This is a genomic window from Flavobacterium sp. ENC (assembly GCF_020991415.1).
Taxonomy (GTDB): Bacteria; Bacteroidota; Bacteroidia; order Flavobacteriales; family Flavobacteriaceae; genus Flavobacterium.
Window position 1 is genome coordinate 856,108 of sequence record NZ_JAJMOY010000002.1, and the last position, 21,242, is coordinate 877,349.

Genomic DNA, 21,242 nt, shown 5'->3' on the forward strand with positions numbered 1-21,242 from the left:
CTTTTTAAATTATTGATTACAAAGTTGCAGCGATAAAAAACAAAACCATTTGCCATTTGGCAAAAAGCGATTTTAGCGAATGTTTTTTCGAATCCGGCTTAAGGAAGATTGTGTAATTCCCAAATAAGAGGCCAGATACGAAAGCGGAATTCGATTAACAACTTTGGGATATTTTTCCATAAAAGACAGATAACGTGTAGTAGCGTCCTCTGAGACCAAAGGGCTTCTTCGGTCTACTTTTTGCATTAAGGCTCTTGAAATGATTTTATGTACGATAGTGTCCCAGCCCACAATGGTAGCCAGAAGTTCTTCCCAGTCAGCTTTGGAAAATACGATCAGCGTACAGTCTGTAACGGCCTGAACATATGCCGAAGAGCAAACGCTGTTGTTAAAACTTTCCAGATCTACAACCAGATTGTTTTCTTCGATGAAGTATTTGGTGATTTCCTCGCCTTTGTTATTGTAATAGCAAACCCTCATGATTCCGTCGATAATAAAACCAACCTGAACCGAGACTTTTCCTGCTTCAGAAAAATATTCGTCTTTGCCAAAGTTTATTTCGGTCGCTTTTTTTGAGATTAAATCAATCTGCTGCTGATTTAAATTGCCAAACTGCAAAATATATTGTACTAATTCTTTCATGACGGAAAGTTAAGCATATCTTTTTATTGGGGATTTGCCTTATGGCAAAAAAGTAATTTATTTTAAGTTCCTTACCCCTATTTCCTTTTTTATTTCCCTAAGCGTTTTAAAATTGACGATTACAATAGGAACTAATGCAATGGGAATAATACTAAAAGAATTAACGCCTTTCTCCATAGCTTTCAAAATATTGATAACCAGCAATGCTAATATGGCAACTATAAGCATATACGTTACAATTCGTAATGTTTTCTGATATTTGAGTAATTGTTCATCACTCATTTTGTTTAGTCCTTCGTTTTTCATTTGTTAATAGGTATAGTTGCTGTTAAAGATAAAAGAATTTGCCCAAAAATTCTAAAGTAGTTTTAAACTGGATATCTTTTATCCTAAATTTGCGCAATTGTCACAAACAGCTAAGTTTTTTATACAGAGAAAATCAGAATGAAGTTAGAGGAATTGGAAAAATCAGGAAATGAAAAAACCAGCTGGACTATTTGTCCCGAATGTCAGGGGCGCGGTAAAAAAAGCCGCAGACTCAGCAAAAAAGTACGGCTCCTTTATCAGATCGCATTAGATCAATTTGAAAAGACAAATGGCGAAGGAACTCCTCCAGTACGACCTAAAGCCAACCTCTACTCCTGTCCGGACTGTTCGGGATCCGGATTAATTCCTTCAGACAGTTTTCCTGTAGCTGACACCGAAAACTACCCACACGTAGCCATAATTGGAGGCGGTATTGGTGGAGTGGCTCTGGCTGTGGCCTGTCTGCACCGAGGAATCCCTTTTACGCTTTTTGAGCGAGATACAGACTTTGAAGCCCGGTCTCAGGGGTATGGACTCACCTTGCAGCAAGCCAGTAGAGCAATCGAAGGATTGGGTATTTTTTCCTTAGACGAAGGCGTGATTTCAACAAGACATCTCGTTCATACCACAGACGGAAAAGTGATTGGCGAATGGGGAGTCAGAAAATGGATACCGTCAGAGGTGAAAAATTTTACGAAACGTTCCAATATACATATCGCACGGCAATCTTTGCGCTTGGCATTGCTGAAGCAGCTTGGCGATGATAATAGGATACAATGGGGACACCAGCTGCTCGATTTTAAGGAATCTGAAAACGAAGGCGTTGACCTGAGCTTTCAGGTGAATGGGGAAATCAGGCACTTTAAGGCAGATCTTGTTGTGGGAGCCGATGGTATTCGCAGTTCGGTACGCAGATTGTTGATTGGTGACGACGTTACGCCTTTACGCTACCTCGGTTGTATTGTCATATTGGGAATTTGCCCCTTGAAAGCGCTTGAAGGTCTAAAAAGTCCTTTGCTGGATTCTGCTACAGTATTTCAAACTGCCAATGGTAACGAACGTATTTATATGATGCCTTATACAGCAGACTCCGTGATGTGGCAGCTCAGTTTTCCAATGTCCGAAGAAGAAGCGAAAGCACTAAGCGCTCAGGGACCTCAGGCTTTGAAGGAAGAAGCATGTCGCAGAACGCAATGGCACGATCCGATTCCGCAGATTATGGCCGCAACGCTCGCAGCTCAGGTTTCCGGTTATCCGGTATATGACCGTGAATTACTTCGCTCCGAATTGCTGGAGAAAGGAAACCAGGTCACACTAATTGGAGATGCAGCCCACCCCATGAGCCCGTTTAAAGGACAGGGAGCCAATCAGGCGGTACTGGATGCGCTTTCACTTGCCCGTGGAATCTCAAAGGGATGCAGGCCTTTATCAGAATGGAGAAAAGCGGGAATAAGAGAAAGTGTATTGAGGGATTTTGAATCGGAAATGCTGGAACGCAGCGCCGTTAAAGTCAAAGATTCAGCTGAGGCTGCAGAATTCCTGCATTCCGAAGTTGTGCTTCATGAAGGTGATGAACCACGTGGCAGGTGTCTGAAATAAATTCCAAATAGAAAATTCCAAATTCCAAACTTCTGACTTGCGTTACAATTGATTTAACCGCAAGGCACGCAAAGTTTTTTTGTTTATAGGATTCTATAGAAACGCAAGGTTCGCAAAGCTGTAACACATTAAGCTTTGCGAACCTTGCGTTTGTAAGCACAATCACGGGATAAAAACCTTTGCGTGCCTTGCGGTTAAAATTTTGTCACCGTTTGACAGAAAACTGAATGTACTATTTCTAATAAAAAATAATTTTATATTAGCAGGAGCAAAATCATTTAGGTTGCCTCAACTTAATTGATTGGATGAATTAAAAAATTCAGCAGTTATCTACTAATTATGCACTATTTCTAACGCCGGATAAATGAAAGAAGATTACATCAAACGAATTAACAACATATTCCTTTTTATTGATGAGCATTTAGACCAGGAACTGAACCTGGAAACCCTTGCCGCCATTGGGTTTTATTCGCCATTTCATTTGCATAGAATTTTCAAGGCCATTACCAGCGAAACCCTGAACGAATACATTACACGCAAAAGAATTGAAAAAACGGCAGCCGTACTTTTGCATCAAAGAGAAGTTTCAATCTCTGAACTTTCTTTGCAGCATGGATTTAATAGTAATTCGTCGTTTACCAGAACCTTCAAAAAATTTTACGGTCTGAGTCCGACAGAATTCAGAAAAAACAATCCCTATAAATTTAGCAAGATCGGTAAAACAGAAAGCAAGAACGGACAAGAAACCGGATTATTAGCAGCCTATATTTGCAACATTAATAATCATATCAACTGGATTAAAATGAAAGCAAAAATTGAAATTAAAGAAATGCCAAAACTGGATTTAGCCTATATTACGCAAATCGGGCACAACGGAATGGAAAATTCGTATGCCAAATTAATAAAATGGGCAACTCCAAAAGGACTTTTAGAGAATAAGAATCTAAAAGTAGTGACCATTTATCACGATAGTTTTAAAATTACCGAACCTGATAAAGTCAGAATGAGTGCCTGCATTTCACTGGAAGAAAAAGTTGAAGTGAGCGGCGAAATTGGCCTGACTACGCTTGAAAAGGGAAAATGTATCGTGGGTCGTTTTGAAATTGGCATCAGTGAATTTGAAAAATCCTGGACGGGTCTTTTTATCTGGATGAGCGAAAACGGATATAAAAAAGCAGACCGGAATCCCTATGAAATTTACTACAACAATTTTAATGAACATCCTGAAAAAATCAGCATCGTAGATTTTTGTATTCCGATTGAGTAAAACAGGATGTCCTGAAAAATGGCATATAAAAACATTAAATTCATAAAATGAATAAGATAAAAAAAAGCAGCCTTTTACTTTTTACGATTTTAGTGCTAAGCTTTAGCAAGGCCTACCCGCAATCCTCTCAGAAAGAAAGCAATCTTGACAGTTTGTTTCAAAAAGCACAACATTCAAAAGCATTCAACGGGAATGTTTTGATTGCGCAAAACGGAAAAATAATATACGAGAAAGCCTTTGGACAGGCAGATGCGAGTGGTGTTCTTCCATTAAATAAAAAATACCGTTTTCATATCGGTTCAATCGCCAAAGAATTTAATGCGGTCGGTATTATGATGCTAAAAGAACAAGGAAAGTTAAAATTGGAAGATCCTGTTTCCAGGTTCCTTCCCGATCTTCCTTCCTGGGCCAATAAAATTAAAATAATACACCTGCTTCAATATACAAGCGGCCTCCCGCAAATAAAATGGAGTGAAGTCAATCAGGATTCCGACAATATGACGGAATTAAAAAAAACAGAATCTCTTGATTTTGAACCGGGAACGAAGTACGATTATAATAACAACAATGTATTTCTGCAAAGGAGAATTATAGAAAAGATAACGCAGCTGCCGTTCAATGTTTTTGTTCAAAAAAAACTACTTCAGCCGATCGGGATCAAAAATGGACTTGTTGATCCGGATGAAAAAGAGAAACTTTTTGCCAAATCGTTTAATAATAAAGGAAAACAGGATCTTATTAAGTATAATATTTCAGGCTGGACAGCATTAAATTCAGCAGATTTTTACAAATGGTCACAAGCGATTAATTCATTTAAGCTGATTACGCCGGAATCAACAACAACACTTTTTACTCCTTTTTCTGAGGGAAATCAAACCGGTCTTGGAGAAGGAAGTGTACAACAGGGCAAGGTATTAAACCACATACATGACGGTGCTGCTTTTAATTATCAGGCCTTATTAATCAGTAATCCTGACTTTACCATTATTTTAATGAGCAATAACAAACAGAATAATTTAGAGGCTATTAGTGATTCTGTAAAATCTATACTGGAAGGTAAGCCTTATAACGAAATTAAGGTCCCTGTAAGGAATTAAAACACCGGGGAAGATACTTGAAATGATAAATTCCAAACTTCTGGCTTTGCATTAAAATTGATTTAACCGCAAGGCACGCAAAGGTTTTTTGCTTATAGGATCCTATATAAACGCAAGGTTCGCAAAGCTGTAACAGATAAAGCTTTGCGAACCTTGCGTTTACATAGAATCTCTTTGTGAAATTTATAGCTCTTTTATAAATATTATTTATTAATCAGTTTTTCAAGCTTTGCCATCATTTCATCCTTTTCTTTCAGCATGCGTTCGTATAAGGCAATTTTTTCTTCGTGTATTTTTAATACCTCTTTTATAGGGTTAAATACTGGGTGAAGATTAATCGCAGAGGCTCCATCTTTAAAATCTGAAAATGTATTAGAAATAATATTTACAGCTTGTTCTTCGTCAAAATTTTGAAAAGCTTCCACCGGAATTTTCAATACAGCTGAGATTTGTTTAAGCAAATTCTCTTCAATTACATCTTTTTGCTCCAGCATAGAAATTTTTTTCTGATTCCAGTCTTCTCCCAGATCGTAAGCCAATGCCTCCTGTTTTATGTTAAGCATTTCCCTGAAGCGTTTTACGTTTCTTCCCTGATGTATTTTCTGTTCCATAATGCGTGTCAATATTTCTAAAAGCTCAAAGATAAAGCGATTTTGATTAAAAACTGTGCGTTTCAAAGATAAAAAAATATCCGGTAAAGCATTCTTTTTGTAAGATATTATATCTGTATTTTGAATAGATTATTCTTTTTAAAGAGCGGAGATTTTTTTACCTGATTAAAATAAGGGTGCGAAGTTAGGAAGCATTCGCCCATGGCTTTCCACAAAAACTCTTCAGTGATCGAAGTGAAAATATTTCTTATATTAGACGTCTAATAGCTAAAAGTCATCTCAAAAGATGCAGTTTTATGGTCAATATAAATAAGTTAGCAGTAAGCCAACAAAAAAATCAAAGATATGACAAGAATAATATTGACAGTAGCTGTTTTGCTTTTTCATTGTTTGACTTTTTCTCAGACGGTAAAAAAAGAGAATTATACATTGACAATAATAAGAGGAAAAGTTGTAAAAGAAAACAATCAAACATTTTGGATAACTCCTGCAACTCTGACCAACAATACTAAAGATACATTAAGATATTACAGCATGTCTTGCTCATGGCAAAGCTTTTATTCAGTCGATAATAATAAATTGCAAGTTGAAGCAAAAAATTGTGACAAAAATATTCCGATAATTTTGACACTTGCACCAGGAAAATCAAGAACACTGAAAATTAGGTTACTAATGCGTCAGACAATTGCTACTTCAAAAATAAAATTCAAGATCGGCTTTAACTTAATGAAAGTATCCGGAACTCATAAAGAATTCAACTTTGACTTTGAAGAACAGCAGAAAAAGAAAAACATAATTTGGTCAAATATAATTTTAAGATAAGGGAACAAATGACATTTTAGATAAACTTATGAAAACAGAAGTAGTAAATTCTAAAAACTACCAATCAATTAGGAACTTCAAAATAATATTTTATGATCATCGTGGGAGTAATTTTATTAGCGATTTTTATATTTATCTTTTTCTACATAAGAGATAAGAAATTATTAGAAACTGTTACAAAATCTCATCGTGGCACGAAAACGGAAAGAAATTTGGTTCTAAAACTTTTAAAAGCAGGATTTCCGGCGCAAACCATTTTTCACGATTTATATCTTCGCGATAAATATGACAATTATTCTCAAATTGATTTAGTTCTTGCAACAAAAGTTGGAATAATTGTTTTTGAAGTAAAAAAATATAGCGGATGGATTTTTGGAACTGGAAATCAGAATAAATGGACACAAGTTTTAGCTTACGGAAAAGAGAAATATTACTTCTATAATCCAATTCTTCAAAATAAAAAACATGTAGAAAATCTTAAAGCAACGCTACCTGATTTTCAAAATATTCCATTTTTTTCAGTCGTGGTATTTTTTGGAGATTGTGAATTTAGGGATGTTAGTTTTATTCCAAACAATACCTTTTTAGCTAAATCGCCAAGAGTAGTAGATGTTGTGAAAAAGATTCTTAAAGAAAATGAACCTGCAAATTACAAAAGTAAACGTGATGTTGTTAATGTTTTATCTGCAGCTGTAGAAAACGGTAATAACGAGAAGATTTCCGAACAACATATTAAAAACATAAAAGACATGTTAGGTGAAGATCGAATTTTTCACTAACTCACGAATCTGTATTTCCCGGAACGATAATATAATATTCCCAGATAAAAACAAAAAAAACTCCTTAATTTCTTAAGGAGTTTCTTGGTGGGCGATGAGGGGTTCGAACCCCCGACCCCCTCGGTGTAAACGAGGTGCTCTGAACCAGCTGAGCTAATCGCCCTATTTTATTAGGCTGCTATCATTTTGTGATTGCGAGTGCAAATATACAGCTAGAATTTGTATTTGCAAGCATATTTAGAAAAAAAATGAAATATTTTTCGAGATTATTATTTACTACTCTATTTTTCAGCTTCTTAAAATGGCGATTAATTTTTGCTTTTTCTAAAATTTAGTTAAAAAACAAAATCCCAAACGGTAATCTCGAATAATCTTTTGTAGTGCGATGCTATAATCATACATTTGCATACCTTAATAGTATACTCAAATGCCACGATTCCAGGAAAACGATTTACCGAAAGCTAAATTAAACTCTAATTCACTTCAAAAAGCACTTCAGATTTTTAAATATGGTAAAAACCACAAGTGGAAATTTTTCCTCGGTTTGGTTTTTCTTTTATTGACCAGTGCCACTGCCCTCGCCTTCCCTAAATTAATGGGAATGTTAGTCGATTGTGTAACCAAAAAAGACCTGAGCAGGGCCAACGAAATTGCTATTGGACTTATGGGGATCCTGACACTACAGGCTATTTTCTCTTTTTTCAGGATTTCGCTTTTTGTGAATTTCACAGAAAACTCCCTGTCAAATATCCGTTTTGCCTTGTATGAAAACCTGGTTAAACTCCCAATGTCTTTTTATGCTCAAAAACGTGTTGGTGAACTAAACAGCCGTATCAGTGCCGATATTTCTCAGTTACAGGACACTTTTACGACTACTATTGCTGAGTTTTTACGTCAGTTAATCCTAATCATTGGTGGTTTTGTTATTTTAGGAAGCATCAGTCCGAAATTAACGTTAATGATGCTGGCTATTGTTCCGATTGTCGCCGTTGCAGCCGTAATTTTCGGAAGATTTATTCGTAAGTACGGAAAGAAAACACAGGATAAAGTAGCCGAAAGCCAGGTTATCGTCGAAGAAACCCTTCAGGGAATCAGCAATGTAAAGGCTTTTGCTAATGAATGGTACGAAATTCAGCGTTATAAAAACAAAATAAAAGAGATTGTCAAAATCGCTATCAAAGGCGGTCAATACAGAGGTTATTTCGCGTCCTTTATTATTCTTTGTCTTTTTGGCTGCGTAGTGGCTGTCGTTTGGTACGGAATTACTTTAACGATCAAAGGCGAAGTTGAAGGTGTGGGTGATTTGATTTCATTTGTACTTTATACCACATTTATCGGGGCCTCTTTTGGAGGAATCGCCGAAATGTATGCGCAAATCCAGAAAGCGGTTGGTGCTACGGAACGTGTTTTCGAATTACTGGAAGAAACCCCGGAAGAAATCAATGCAAAAAGAGCAACTACACCGATCGAAAAAATAAAAGGAAATGTTTCTTTTAAAAATGTAGCCTTCAGCTATCCTTCCCGAAAAGAAGTCGAAGTGCTAAAAGATGTCAATTTTACGGCAGAATTTGGTCAGAAAATTGCGATTGTGGGACCAAGTGGTGCCGGTAAATCGACTATATCATCTTTATTGCTTCGTTTCTACGATATCACCTCAGGAGAAATCACCGTTGATGGAAAAAATATCTATGATTATGATTTGGAAAATCTTCGTGGAAACATGAGTATCGTTCCGCAGGATGTAATTTTATTCGGAGGAAGCATCAAGGAAAACATCGCATACGGAAAACCAGAGGCTACCGATGAAGAAATCATCCAGGCGGCCAAACAAGCCAACGCATTCAACTTTGTAGACGGTTTCCCGGAGAAATTCGAAACTTTGGTGGGAGAACGCGGCGTAAAATTATCAGGCGGTCAGCGTCAGCGTATCGCTATTGCAAGGGCATTGCTTAAAAATCCAAGTATCTTAATCTTAGACGAAGCGACTTCCTCTTTAGACAGTGAAAGCGAAAAATTAGTTCAGGAAGCATTAGAAGTCCTGATGGAAGGAAGAACAAGCATTATTATCGCGCACCGTCTGTCTACAATCAGAAATGCCGATAAAATTCTGGTTTTAGACAACGGAAAAATATCCGAAGAAGGAACACACCAGGAATTGATAAACCTTGAAAACGGGATTTATAAAAATTTAAGTAATCTTCAGTTTAGTAACTCGTAAGAATTGAAATTCCAAATTTTTTAAATGCCAAATTCCAATCACAAACTTTAAACAAACCCGACAGGTTTTTAAAACCTGTCGGGTTTAGGAATAAAAAAACGCCATTTGCATAGCAAATGGCGTTTTTTTATAAAATCTAAAAATCTAAAAATCTAAAAATCTAAAAATCTAAAAATCTAAAAATCTAAAAATCTAAAAATCTAAAAATCTAAAAATCTAAAAATCTAAAAATCTAAAAATCTAAAAATCCAGACTAAGACTGAGACTAAAAACTGCGACTGAAAACTACTTCCCCTTCCTGCGTTTACGCTCTGCCTTAATCATCGATAATTCACGGCTGGTCTGCCCTGCTACAGATGTATTTTCTTCAGCACGACGGATTAGGTACGGCATCACGTCTTTTACAGGTCCAAACGGAAGATATTTAGCAACGTTATAACCGTTTTCGGCTAAGTTGTAGCTGATATTATCACTCATTCCGTACAATTGACCGAACCAGATTCTGTTATCATTTTTCGCAATTCCTTTTTGCTGCATCATTTCCATCAGTTTATAAGAACTCAATTCGTTGTGAGTTCCTGCAAAAATGGACATGGTATCTAAATGATCCAGCATATAGTGTACAGCTGAATCGTAATTATCATCTGTTGCTTCTTTAGAAACACAAATTGGGGAAACATAATTCTTTTCTTCAGCTCTTTTGTTTTCTTTTTCCATGTAAGCACCGCGAACCAGTTTCATTCCAATAAAGAAACCTTCTGTTTTGGCAACCGCATGCAGTCTTTTCAAATAATCCAAACGATCCCAACGGTACATTTGCAGCGTATTAAAAACAATTGCTTTCTCTTTATTGTATTTGCGCATCATATCAGTAACCAAATCGTCAGCAGCATCCTGCATCCAGCTTTCTTCACCATCAATCAGTAAAGAAACATCTTTGGCGTGTGCCTCACTGCAAACCTTGTCAAAACGGGCCACTACTCTGTCCCATTCCGCCTGTTCTGCCGGAGACAATGTTTGTTTTTCTCCTAATTTTTCATACAATTCAAAACGACCTAACCCGGTTGGTTTAAAAACCGCAAACGGAATCGCCAGACGTTCTTTGGCAAATTCTATTGTTTTTAAAGTCATTTCCAAAGCAGCGTCAAACTGCTCTTCCTCTTCTTTTCCTTCAACTGAATAATCTAAAACAGATGAAACGCCTTTGGTAAACATTTTGTCTACTACAGTAATACAATCGTCTTCGTTGATACCACCACAAAAATGGTCAAAAACGGTTGCGCGGATTAATCCTTCTACTGGCAAATGTGCTTTAATAGCAAAATTGGTAACAGCAGTTCCTATCCTCACCAAGGGTTCGCTGTCGATCATTTTAAAAAGAAAATAAGCTCTGTCAAGTTCCGTATCGCTTTTTAACGAAAATGCAACCTGAGTATTATCGAATATTTTTTCCATTTAGGTTATTTTTTTGTGCAAATATAGACAGAGTTTCAATATTATTTAGTTAAAAATGCCTTATTTTGCGGATTCAATTAACCAAAAAAATATGCAATCTATTCAGGCCAATAATTATCTGGTGCATTTCAACCAAAATGCATACGAAGCTTTAAATACACATTTGAAAGAAAATAAATACTCTAATTTGTTTATTATAGTTGATAATGAAACAAATAAGCATTGCTTACCTAAATTTTTACCCTTACTTGAAACTGATTTAACCATAGAAATAATCGAATTTGAATCCGGTGAAATCAATAAAAATATCGAAACCTGTATCGAAATCTGGAAGGTGCTGACCGAACTGGGTGCCGACAGAAAATCGCTTCTTATTAACCTCGGTGGCGGTGTGGTGACCGATTTAGGCGGATTTGTAGCTTCAACTTTCAAACGCGGAGTGGATTTTATCAACATTCCAACTACTTTGTTGTCTATGGTCGATGCTTCTGTTGGAGGAAAAACCGGAGTAGATTTAGGAAACCTGAAAAATCAGATTGGTGTTATTAACGTACCCCAGATGGTATTAATCGACACACAATACCTTGAAACCTTATCGCAAAGCGAAATGCGTTCAGGACTGGCGGAAATGCTAAAACACGGACTGATTTATGATGCAGCCTACTGGCAGCAGTTTTTAGATTTAAAATCAATTGATTATGCTGATTTTGATGAACTGATTTATCGCTCTGTAGAAATTAAAAATGAAATTGTTATTCAGGATCCAACCGAAAAAAACATCCGTAAGGCGCTGAATTTCGGTCATACCTTAGGGCACGCTATCGAAAGTTACTTTTTGGAAAGCGAAACGAAGCAGACTTTATTACACGGTGAAGCCATTGCGATCGGGATGATTCTTGAAAGTTATATTTCATTACATAAAAACTTAATTACTGCAGCAGAATATGCAGAAATTAAAACCGCAATTCAAAGCATTTATGACAATGTGACTATTGAAGAAAATGACATCGAACCGATCCTCGAATTGCTGATTCACGACAAAAAAAATGAGTATGGTTTAATTCAATTTGCATTGATTGAAGGAATCGGAAAAATAAAAATTAATCAATCCGTTGAAAATAAATTAATTCTGGACGCGTTTGAAGATTATAAATCTTAAACTTTTTTTAATCAAAACCATTGCTTTTGGTATATTTTATTTTTTACATTTGCCACGATGAAAACAAACAGTAAACAAAGACATTTCAGTTCTTATAGAAACCGGCTCAATAGTTCCTTGCTAAGGATGTTGAATCGTTTTTATAATAGTAAAAGTCCGTTTTGTTTTGATGTTTTCCAATGCTCAAAAGCAGAACACGAAAAACTGCAGATTATATTTGCCAATATTAGGGTTTGAATTTAAGATTTAGCACCGTTTCCTAAATTAATAATACAATCTTAAATATTGAAAAATAAATGAATACAAAATATTCGGACTTAATAAATCAGACATACTACTTTCCACAAGAAGAATTTAAATTAAATAAAGACAACCTGCAATTTCACAATATCGATTTGATGAAATTGGTGGAACAGTACGGCACTCCGTTAAAATTTACGTATTTACCTCAAATTTCTGAAAACATCAATAAGGCCAAAGCCTGGTTCAGAAAATCGATGGAAAAAAACAAGTACGAAGCTAAATATTACTATTGTTATTGTACAAAAAGCTCTCATTTTGAATATATTATGAATGAGGCTTTCAAAAATAACATTCATATTGAAACATCATCAGCTTTTGACGTGAATATCGTGGAGAATTTACTGGAAAACGGTAAAATCAACAAAAGTACTTATGTGATCTGTAATGGCTTTAAGAGAGACGAATACATTAGCAATATTGCAAGATTAATCAATAACGGACATAAAAACACTATTCCGATTATTGACAATTATGAAGAACTTGATTTACTTCAGTCAGAAATAAAAGGAAAATTCAAAATCGGAATCCGTATTGCTGCTGAGGAAGAACCTAAATTTGAGTTTTATACGTCAAGATTAGGTATCGGATACAAAAACATCGTTTCCTTTTACAAAAAACAAATTCAGGAAAATGATAAATTAGAGCTGAAAATGCTTCACTTTTTCATTAATACCGGGATAAACGATACAGCCTATTACTGGAATGAACTTGTAAAATGTATCAAAGTATACATCGCGCTTAAAAAGGAATGCCCTACTCTTGACGGACTGAACATTGGAGGTGGTTTCCCGATTAAAAATTCACTTGCTTTCGAATACGATTACCAATATATGATTGATGAAATTATCAATCAGATTAAAATCGCCTGTGATGAAGCTGAAGTGGATGTTCCAAATATTTTTACGGAATTTGGATCCTTTACAGTAGGTGAAAGCGGTGGCGCTATCTACCAGATTTTGTATCAGAAGCAGCAAAATGACAGAGAGAAATGGAATATGATCGATTCTTCTTTCATTACTACTCTTCCGGATACCTGGGCGATAAACAAACGTTTTATCATGCTCGCTGTAAACCGCTGGAATGATACCTATGAGCGGGTTTTGCTGGGCGGACTGACTTGTGATAGTGATGATTATTACAATTCCGAACAGAATATGAACGCCATTTACCTGCCTAAATACAACAAAGAAAAACCGCTGTATATTGGTTTCTTTAATACTGGTGCGTATCAGGAAACTATTGGAGGTTACGGAGGTTTACACCACTGTCTGATCCCCCAGCCTAAGCATATCCTTATAGATCGTGACGAAAACGGAATTTTAGCTACTGAAGTTTTCTCAGAACAGCAGACTTCTGACGATGTATTAAAGATTCTGGGCTACACTAAAAAAGCATAAAAAAAAACTGCTAAATAAAAGTTAATAACCATAAAATTATTAATTTGCAGTGTCATCCAAAAGGTTACACTTTTAATTCAAAAAAAAACAAAAAAACAAAAAAAATGAAAGGACCAATCAGTCAGTTTATTGAAAAACATTATTTACACTTTAATTCCGCTTCTTTAGTAGACGCTGCAAAAGCATACGAACAACAATTGGCAAATGGAGCTAAAATGATGGTGAGTATGGCTGGCGCTATGAGTACAGCAGAAATTGGTAAAATTTTTGCCGAAATAATCAGACAGGATAAAGTACAGATTATTTCATGTACCGGAGCCAATCTGGAAGAAGACATCATGAATTTAGTAGCTCACTCTCATTACGAAAGAGTTCCTAACTACCGTGACTTAACACCGGAAGATGAATGGGCTTTGCTTGAAAGAGGATTAAACCGTGTTACTGACACTTGTATTCCTGAGCATGAAGCATTTCGTCGTTTACAAAAACACATTTACAAAATCTGGAAAGATGCTGATGACAAAGGAGAACGTTATTTCCCGCATGAATTCATGTATAAAATGTTGTTATCAGGTGTTTTGGAAGAATATTATGAAATAGATTTAAAAGATAGCTGGATGTATGCGGCAGCTGAGAAAAATTTACCTATTATTGTTCCGGGTTGGGAAGATAGTACTATGGGTAATATTTTTGCTTCATACGTGATCAAAGGAGAACTGAAAGCTTCTACCATGAAATCAGGAATTGAATATATGACATTCCTTGCAGACTGGTATCCTAAAAATAGCAGCAAAGGAATTGGATTTTTCCAGATTGGTGGTGGTATTGCAGGAGATTTCCCTATTTGCGTAGTACCAATGTTGTATCAGGATATGGAAATGCATGATATTCCGTTCTGGAGCTATTTCTGCCAGATTTCAGATTCAACAACCAGTTACGGTTCTTATTCAGGCGCAGTTCCGAATGAGAAAATCACCTGGGGTAAATTAGATATCAAAACCCCTAAATTTATTATTGAGTCGGATGCGACAATTGTTGCTCCGTTAATTTTTGCATATTTATTAGATTTATAGGATAATTTTATGAAAAGAGTTATAGTAGACTACGCTAAACTTACCAACGAAATTTTAAACCTTTTGGTTGAAAAATTTCCTGATGGTTATGATGATTCGGATGTTATCCGTTTTAGAAATGCTAAAAACGAATTGATCGAAGCTGTTGAAGTTCGTACTGAAGACACTATTTATTTAGTAAAAATTAGTACTAAACTGGCTGATAGAATTGAAAATTACGATGAAGATGATGATATTGACGTAGATGTTGATGTAATCGAGCCAGTAAAAGGTCTTGATCTTGATGATGATATTGACGATGATGATGATGACGATACGCTGGACAAACCGGATGTTGACGGTGATGATGACGATGACGACGACGATAAAGACAAAGATGATATTGCTGACGATGATGACGAAGATGATGATGAAGATTAATTTATCACTTTCTAAATAAACAAAAGGAACTCTTAATCGGGTTCCTTTTTTTATTCGTTTCGATAAATTAATTTAATTATAGGAAAAATACTATATTTGTTCCTGTTAAGAAATATCAGCCAATATGAATTCAGAAATATTACATGCCAAACTAAAAGAAAATTTTGGGTTTGAAAAATTCAGGCCCAATCAGGAGACCATCATCAATACGATACTCTCCGGTCAGGATACTTTGGCAATCATGCCGACGGGAGGAGGAAAATCAATCTGTTTTCAGTTGCCGGCTTTGGTTTTGCCGGGAATTACAATTGTAATTTCGCCTCTAATTGCTTTAATGAAAGATCAGGTGGACAGCCTAAAGACCAACGGTATTCAGGCCTGCTACATCAACAGCAGCCAGTCTGCTCAGGAACAGCAGTACTTTATAGATAATTTAAAATCCAATACTTTTAAACTGGTTTATATTGCACCGGAAAGTTTATCGTATCTGGATGTGGTTTTTAATGAACTGACAATCAGCCTCATTGCTATAGATGAGGCGCATTGTATTTCCTCCTGGGGACATGATTTCCGTCCGGCTTATACCAATTTGGGGTATTTAAAAAGCCGCTTCCCTTCTACTCCGGTGCTGGCACTTACTGCGACAGCCGACAAGGCAACGCGTACCGATATTACCAAACAATTAAAATTAAGAAACCCGAAAACCTTTGTAGCATCTTTTGACAGGAAAAATCTAAGTCTGGAAGTTCGTCCGGCTTTAGATCGGGTGAAACAGATCATTGATTTTGTAGAGGGGAAACCCAACGAATCCGGGATTATCTATTGCCTGAGCAGAAAAACCACTGAGGAGCTGGCTGATAAACTGAAAAAAAACGGCATTGCAGCAAAAGCCTATCATGCCGGATTAGACAATAAAGTGCGTTCTAAAACACAGGACGAATTCATCAATGATGATTGTCAGGTGGTTTGCGCTACAATAGCTTTCGGGATGGGAATTGACAAATCGAATGTTCGTTGGGTGATTCATTACAATTTACCCAAAAACATTGAAGGATATTATCAGGAAATCGGCCGTGCAGGCCGTGACGGGTTACCGGCGGAAACAATTTTGTTTGAAAGTTATGCAGATGTGATTCAGCTTCAGAAATTTGCTTCGGAAGGACTGAATGCTGATGTGCAACTGGCAAAGCTGGAAAGAATGAAGCAATATGCCGATGCTTTAAGCTGCAGGCGAAAAATTCTGCTTTCCTACTTTGGTGAACTGGTAAAAGAGAATTGCGGTAACTGCGATATTTGCAAAAATCCGCCTACTTTTTTCGATGGTACGATTCTCGCGCAAAAAGCATTGTCGGCCATTAGCCGTTTACAGGAATCAGAACCTCTGGCTGTGATTGTAGATTTTTTAAGAGGTTCGAAAAACGCGTATATCTACGAAAAAAATTATCAAACGCTAAAAACCTACGGAATCGGTGCTGACATCTCCTGGTACGACTGGAATCAGTATCTTATACAGCTGATCAATCTGGGCTATTGTGAAATTGCTTTTCATCAGCACAATAAAATATTGCTTACTCCTTTCGCCAAAAAAGTTTTATTTGAAGGCGAAAAAGTAAAATTGAATACCGTTATCAAAAAAGTAATTGATAAAAACGAAATCAAGGAAACAAAAGCTAAAACGGCTAAAAATTCTCTTTTTGAAATACTGCGAAAACTACGCTACGAAATTGCCAGTGATGAAGATGTTCCTGCTTACGTAATTTTCAGTGATGCCGCTTTAAGACAAATGGAAACTTTAAAACCCATGACCGACGAGGAATTCCTCGCCATTGATGGTGTCGGAAAAGCAAAACTTGAAAAATACGGCTCCGAATTTATAGATGCGATTATTTATTACGAAAAGGTAAAAAAAGCAAATGCGAAACCCAAAAAAGAGAGTAATACCTATAAAGCAACTTTAGAATTATTTCAAAATGGTGCTACTGTTGAAGAAATTGCCGCACAGCGAAATTTAGGCCGTACCACTATTATTTCGCATTTGGCCAAATTATATATTGACGGAAATGATATTGATTTAAGTTCGTTTGTAACTGATGAAGAAGTTAAATTGCTTCACAAAGCGCAGGTTGAGTTAGAATACCCAACAGCCTTAAAACCTTACTATGATTATTTTGAAGAAAAAATGCCGTATGATAAGATTAGATTTGGACTTGCAGTTGTGGAGCGCAATAAATAAATAGATAATTATTTTTTTTCATTTCTCCCTTCGATAGAAATAACACACTTGTGCAAACAAAAAATCCCGTGAATTGAATTCACAGGATTTTTTTATGATCAGAAAAAAAGAAAAGCTACAAGTATCTTTCTTCAAAAACTTTTTGATGGTGTTTCTGGTGACCAATGATAACAAATCCTAAAGCACCCGCTGACATCTGGTACGTTGAAGCGGTACCCACTCTTTTAAGCTGTTCCTCAGATAAGCTTTTGTAAAACAATACAGTGGAATGTCTTACGGCAGAAAGTTCGGTTAATAAATCCTGGATACCTCTTCCATTTGCATCTGTATTTGCTACATAATCGTTTTCCTCAAATCCGGGCAATGCTGTTTTGTCATTTCTGGAAAAACGCAAAGCACGGTAAGCAAAAATACGCTCGCAATCAATCAGATGCTGGATAATTTCTTTAATGGTCCACTTTCCTTCGGCATAGCGGTAATCAAATTTATCCAATGGAATATTTTGTACAAACCTTATAAAATCATGAAGGGAAATTTCTAACTCTTCAATTAAATTAACCTGCCCTGCTTCACGAACATAATTAGCGAAAGGACCGGAATATTCTGTTTCTAATAATTGATTTGAATTCATTTTTTATAATTTATTACTATTCTGTAATTGCTTTTAAAACTAAAATTATGCAGAGTTTCTGCTGGCATTGGTATTTCCGAAAAGTGATCTTGTTACGATTTTTTCATATACTTTGATCAAGTCTTCATTCAATTCATTTTCTTTGTTCAATTCATTAATACGCAACAAAGCATATTGTTGTATCGTCAACAATGGCAATACAATACGCTCTCTTACCTGAATAGAAGCTATACCATCAGGATAATTTTCCATCAGTGTTTTATGTCCGGCAATTTTCAGTAATAAACGTTTTGTTTCCTGGAATTCATCGTAAATAATCTGCCAGAATTCTCCAAATTCAGGATCCTTTCTCATGTAAGCTGTCAATGGTAAAAATGACTTTGCCAGTGACATCATACTGTTTTCCAGCAATGTTTTAAAGAATAAGGAATTGTGATACAAATCATGGATTTTATCCCATTGATTCGTTTCCTCAAAATGTTTTAATGCAGTTCCTACTCCAAAGAATCCAGGGACATTTTGTTTCAGCTGACTCCACGATCCAACAAAAGGAATCGCTCTCAGGTCAGCAAAATCCAATGATTCGGATTTACTTCTTTTAGACGGACGGCTTCCGATATTTGTTTTGGAATAATACTTCAGCGTACTCATTTTTTCCAGATACGGAATGAATTTCGGGTGATTTTTGAAACTTAAATATTTATCATATCCCAAACCGGCTAATTGCGTCAAAATCGCAGTCTCATCAGCACTTAGTTCATTTTTTTCTTTGCTAAATACCTGGTTCGTTACACCTGCCGTCAATAAATTTTCAATATTGTAGCGGCAGGAATCCAAAGTTCCGAAATTTGAACTGATGGTTTGTCCCTGAACCGTAATCTGAATTTCGTTATTTTCTATTTTTGGCCCAAGAGAAGCGTAAAATTTATGTGTTTTTCCGCCACCACGTGCAGGAGGCCCTCCACGACCATCAAAGAAAATAGCTTTTATACCGTATTTTCTGGAAATCTCGGTAAGAGCAATTTTTGCCTGATAGATACTCCAGTTGGCCATTAAATATCCGCCGTCTTTAGTCCCGTCAGAGAAACCTAACATGATCGTTTGTTTATTTCCTCTTGCTTTTAAGTGTTTTGAATATTCCGGATTGGTGTACAACTGCTCCATAATATGGTGTGCACTTTGTAAATCATCAACCGATTCGAAAAGCGGGATAACATCAACCGTTGGATTTTCCCAATTATTCAGTCGAATCATGGCAAAAGTTTCCATTACGTTCAGTGCACTTTCGTTATTGCTAATAATATAACGATTTGCTCCAAACTCACCATTCGCTTTCTGGATACTTTTGATTGCCTGAACAGATTCCAGGGTTAATCTTGTAATTTCATCCTCAAAGTCGGCAGGATTTAAGTCGCCTTTTACTTTAGATAAAACAATTAATTTTTCATCTTCCGATAATTCAAAATAATTTGCCGGAAATATTTGAGAACCGGAATTCAGGTAATAATTCACAACATCCTTAAAAACCACATCATGAATTTTGCTGTTTTGACGAATGTCTAAAGTTGCAAAGTGAAAACCAAAAAGATTTATTTTTACTAAAAAGGCTTCCAGTTCATCTAAATAAAGAGACTGGTGTTTTTCAATAATAATATCACGAATAAGGTTCAACTGCGTTAATAATTCTTCTAAAGTAATGTAAATTTCACCTTTCGAATAAAAAACTGAACGATAAAGTTTTTGTTCAAGTTCAGATACCAATGTATCTACACCTGAGAATGTTAGCTTACGTTTTAGATTTCTCATTTCAACATAATAACATTTCAGAATTGAGGTACGCAAACGTTCTGCCACTTTCAAAGTTATTTCGGTGGTAACGAAAGGATTTCCATCACGATCTCCTCCCGGCCAGAAACCCAGCTTTATTAATTTGTTTTGAATTGCTTTTCCCTGTAGTATGTTTTTCTGTAAATAATGAACGATCTCTCCAGAAGTAGCATAAAATACATTCTCCAGATACCAGATCAGCGACACCGCTTCATCATACGGATTTGGTTTTTCGTTTTGAATAAACGGCGTTTTTCCTAACTGGGCTAATAGCTGCTTGATTTTTAACAAATCATTTAAACGGATCGCGTCAGTCAAATCGTTGATAATTCCTAAAACAGGCCCGGGATAAAATTGGGTCGGATGCGCTGTTAATACAGTTCGTACATTAAAGTTTTCCAGGAATTCGATTAATTCATCGTCTTTTTCCTTAGCATCTGATTTCTCCTTAATGTCACGCAAAGATCCGCGTCCTTCCATGTTATTCACTTCCGGAAATGCGGCGTCTTCAATGGCGTCGAATAATACGATCTGACGTTCTGTGTACTGAATAAATCGAAACATCAAGTCGATTTTTTCCGTTTCGGAAGCGTTGTTTAAATATCGGTCAGAAAAGAAATCAAAAATTTCCTTAGGTGTTTCCTGTTTTTTAAATCCTGTCTCACATGTTTCTGTAAATAAAGGAAGCAGTGCTCCTGTATTATCTATAGAATCAAAAGGTAATGTTATAAAAACACTGTTATAAATGTGGTATTTTGAGAGAACATCTTGATTAAAACGCTCAATTTTAGGTAACGTATACATAATCGTGTTATAGTTGGTTGGTTAATTGGTCATAAAAAAACCCCAAGAATAAACTTGAGGTTATATTTTAATATAGCATTCAAGAAAATATTACATATTTTTAAAAATAGTATGCATCAAACGCTTCTTATCGTTTATACTTTCTTCCAATGAAATCATAGTTTCAGTTCTGTAAACTCCCTCGATATCATCGATCATAAAGATTACTTCTTTTGCATGTTTCGTATCTTTTGCTCTGATTTTGCAAAAAATATTAAATTTTCCCGTAGTAACAGATGCTACTGTTACGAATGGTATTTGATTGATTCGCTCTAATACAAATTTAGTCTGAGATGTATTATTCAAAAATACTCCCACGTAAGCAATAAATGAATACCCTAATTTATCGTAATCCAAGGCTAGTGAAGATCCCATTATTATCCCTGCGTCTTCCATTTTTTTTACTCTAACATGTACTGTTCCAGCAGATATCAATAGCTTTTTTGCAATGTCAGTAAACGGAACTCTCGTATTGTCTATTAACATATCTAAAATCTGGTGATCTACTTCATCTAAACGAAATTTACTCATAATTCTTTAATTAATATTACTAATTGCTA

The 21,242-nt window shown here is 35.9% G+C and carries 18 protein-coding genes and 1 tRNA gene; 11 read left to right on the forward strand and 8 right to left on the reverse strand.

Features of this window, described 5'->3' with window-relative positions:
* Positions 1 to 72: 72 nt before the first annotated feature.
* Positions 73 to 642 carry a Crp/Fnr family transcriptional regulator gene (locus tag LPB89_RS08325; RefSeq protein ID WP_127339903.1) on the reverse strand — a complete coding sequence of 190 codons (570 nt, stop codon included), beginning with the start codon at positions 640 to 642 and terminating at the stop codon, positions 73 to 75.
* A 57-nt stretch (positions 643 to 699) separates the two neighbouring features.
* Positions 700 to 948, reverse strand: coding sequence for a hypothetical protein (locus LPB89_RS08330; protein ID WP_230701297.1), 249 nt, complete (start codon positions 946 to 948; stop codon positions 700 to 702).
* A 138-nt stretch (positions 949 to 1,086) separates the two neighbouring features.
* Between LPB89_RS08330 and LPB89_RS08335 the strand changes: the two genes are divergently transcribed.
* The 3 genes from LPB89_RS08335 to LPB89_RS08345 all read left to right on the forward strand — a co-directional run bounded on the left by LPB89_RS08335 (position 1,087) and on the right by LPB89_RS08345 (position 4,911).
* Positions 1,087 to 2,547, forward strand: a complete 1,461-nt coding sequence (locus LPB89_RS08335; RefSeq protein WP_230701298.1) for an NAD(P)/FAD-dependent oxidoreductase — start codon at positions 1,087 to 1,089, stop codon at positions 2,545 to 2,547.
* 364 nt (positions 2,548 to 2,911) lie between these two features.
* Positions 2,912 to 3,814: a GyrI-like domain-containing protein gene (locus LPB89_RS08340; protein WP_230701299.1), complete on the forward strand. Its 903-nt coding sequence runs from the start codon at positions 2,912 to 2,914 to the stop codon at positions 3,812 to 3,814.
* A gap of 47 nt (positions 3,815 to 3,861) precedes the next feature.
* Positions 3,862 to 4,911 carry a serine hydrolase gene (locus tag LPB89_RS08345; protein ID WP_230701300.1) on the forward strand — a complete coding sequence of 350 codons (1,050 nt, stop codon included), beginning with the start codon at positions 3,862 to 3,864 and terminating at the stop codon, positions 4,909 to 4,911.
* A gap of 203 nt (positions 4,912 to 5,114) precedes the next feature.
* Here the strand turns inward: LPB89_RS08345 and LPB89_RS08350 are convergent, their stop codons facing one another.
* Entirely contained in the window at positions 5,115 to 5,522 is a 408-nt protein-coding gene (locus tag LPB89_RS08350; protein ID WP_230701301.1) for a helix-turn-helix transcriptional regulator, read from the reverse strand.
* A gap of 345 nt (positions 5,523 to 5,867) precedes the next feature.
* Here LPB89_RS08350 and LPB89_RS08355 point away from each other — a divergent pair, with 345 nt between their 5' ends.
* Together LPB89_RS08355 and LPB89_RS08360 are read left to right on the forward strand one after the other, a co-directional pair.
* Positions 5,868 to 6,344 (forward strand): hypothetical protein, encoded by a 477-nt coding sequence (locus tag LPB89_RS08355; RefSeq protein ID WP_230701302.1) that lies wholly within the window; start codon positions 5,868 to 5,870, stop codon positions 6,342 to 6,344.
* Positions 6,345 to 6,436: 92 nt separating this feature from the next.
* The gene (locus LPB89_RS08360) at positions 6,437 to 7,123 is read left to right on the forward strand and encodes a nuclease-related domain-containing protein (protein ID WP_230701303.1); all 687 of its coding nucleotides are present in this window, start codon (positions 6,437 to 6,439) and stop codon (positions 7,121 to 7,123) included.
* 85 nt (positions 7,124 to 7,208) lie between these two features.
* On the opposite strand, the gene LPB89_RS08365 is transcribed toward LPB89_RS08360, so the two are convergent.
* Positions 7,209 to 7,286: transfer RNA gene (locus LPB89_RS08365), tRNA-Val, on the reverse strand.
* A 264-nt stretch (positions 7,287 to 7,550) separates the two neighbouring features.
* On the opposite strand from LPB89_RS08365, the gene LPB89_RS08370 reads away from it, so the two are divergent.
* Entirely contained in the window at positions 7,551 to 9,341 is a 1,791-nt protein-coding gene (locus LPB89_RS08370; RefSeq protein WP_230701304.1) for an ABC transporter ATP-binding protein, read from the forward strand.
* Positions 9,342 to 9,626: 285 nt separating this feature from the next.
* On the opposite strand, the gene LPB89_RS08375 is transcribed toward LPB89_RS08370, so the two are convergent.
* Complete coding sequence (locus tag LPB89_RS08375) at positions 9,627 to 10,796, reverse strand: proline dehydrogenase family protein (RefSeq protein ID WP_127340617.1); 1,170 nt, start codon at positions 10,794 to 10,796, stop codon at positions 9,627 to 9,629.
* 91 nt (positions 10,797 to 10,887) lie between these two features.
* Here LPB89_RS08375 and aroB point away from each other — a divergent pair, with 91 nt between their 5' ends.
* From aroB to recQ, 5 genes are all read left to right on the forward strand, one after another.
* On the forward strand, positions 10,888 to 11,955 hold the full coding sequence (aroB, locus tag LPB89_RS08380; protein WP_230701305.1) for a 3-dehydroquinate synthase: 1,068 nt from the start codon (positions 10,888 to 10,890) through the stop codon (positions 11,953 to 11,955).
* A 296-nt stretch (positions 11,956 to 12,251) separates the two neighbouring features.
* Positions 12,252 to 13,655, forward strand: coding sequence for an arginine decarboxylase (locus LPB89_RS08385; protein ID WP_230701306.1), 1,404 nt, complete (start codon positions 12,252 to 12,254; stop codon positions 13,653 to 13,655).
* A 104-nt stretch (positions 13,656 to 13,759) separates the two neighbouring features.
* On the forward strand, positions 13,760 to 14,728 hold the full coding sequence (locus LPB89_RS08390) for a deoxyhypusine synthase family protein (protein ID WP_132036716.1): 969 nt from the start codon (positions 13,760 to 13,762) through the stop codon (positions 14,726 to 14,728).
* 9 nt (positions 14,729 to 14,737) lie between these two features.
* Positions 14,738 to 15,148 (forward strand): DNA primase, encoded by a 411-nt coding sequence (locus LPB89_RS08395; protein ID WP_154342479.1) that lies wholly within the window; start codon positions 14,738 to 14,740, stop codon positions 15,146 to 15,148.
* Between the two features lie 124 nt (positions 15,149 to 15,272).
* Positions 15,273 to 17,381 (forward strand): DNA helicase RecQ, encoded by a 2,109-nt coding sequence (gene recQ, locus LPB89_RS08400; protein WP_230701307.1) that lies wholly within the window; start codon positions 15,273 to 15,275, stop codon positions 17,379 to 17,381.
* A gap of 115 nt (positions 17,382 to 17,496) precedes the next feature.
* Here the strand turns inward: recQ and LPB89_RS08405 are convergent, their stop codons facing one another.
* The 3 genes from LPB89_RS08405 to LPB89_RS08415 form a co-directional block, all read right to left on the reverse strand.
* Positions 17,497 to 18,012 (reverse strand): DinB family protein, encoded by a 516-nt coding sequence (locus LPB89_RS08405; protein ID WP_230701308.1) that lies wholly within the window; start codon positions 18,010 to 18,012, stop codon positions 17,497 to 17,499.
* A 45-nt stretch (positions 18,013 to 18,057) separates the two neighbouring features.
* Positions 18,058 to 20,643, reverse strand: coding sequence for a phosphoenolpyruvate carboxylase (locus LPB89_RS08410; protein ID WP_230701309.1), 2,586 nt, complete (start codon positions 20,641 to 20,643; stop codon positions 18,058 to 18,060).
* A 90-nt stretch (positions 20,644 to 20,733) separates the two neighbouring features.
* A complete protein-coding gene (locus LPB89_RS08415) occupies positions 20,734 to 21,213 on the reverse strand; it encodes an Lrp/AsnC family transcriptional regulator (RefSeq protein WP_007805990.1) in 480 nt (159 codons plus the stop codon).
* Positions 21,214 to 21,242: the final 29 nt, after the last annotated feature.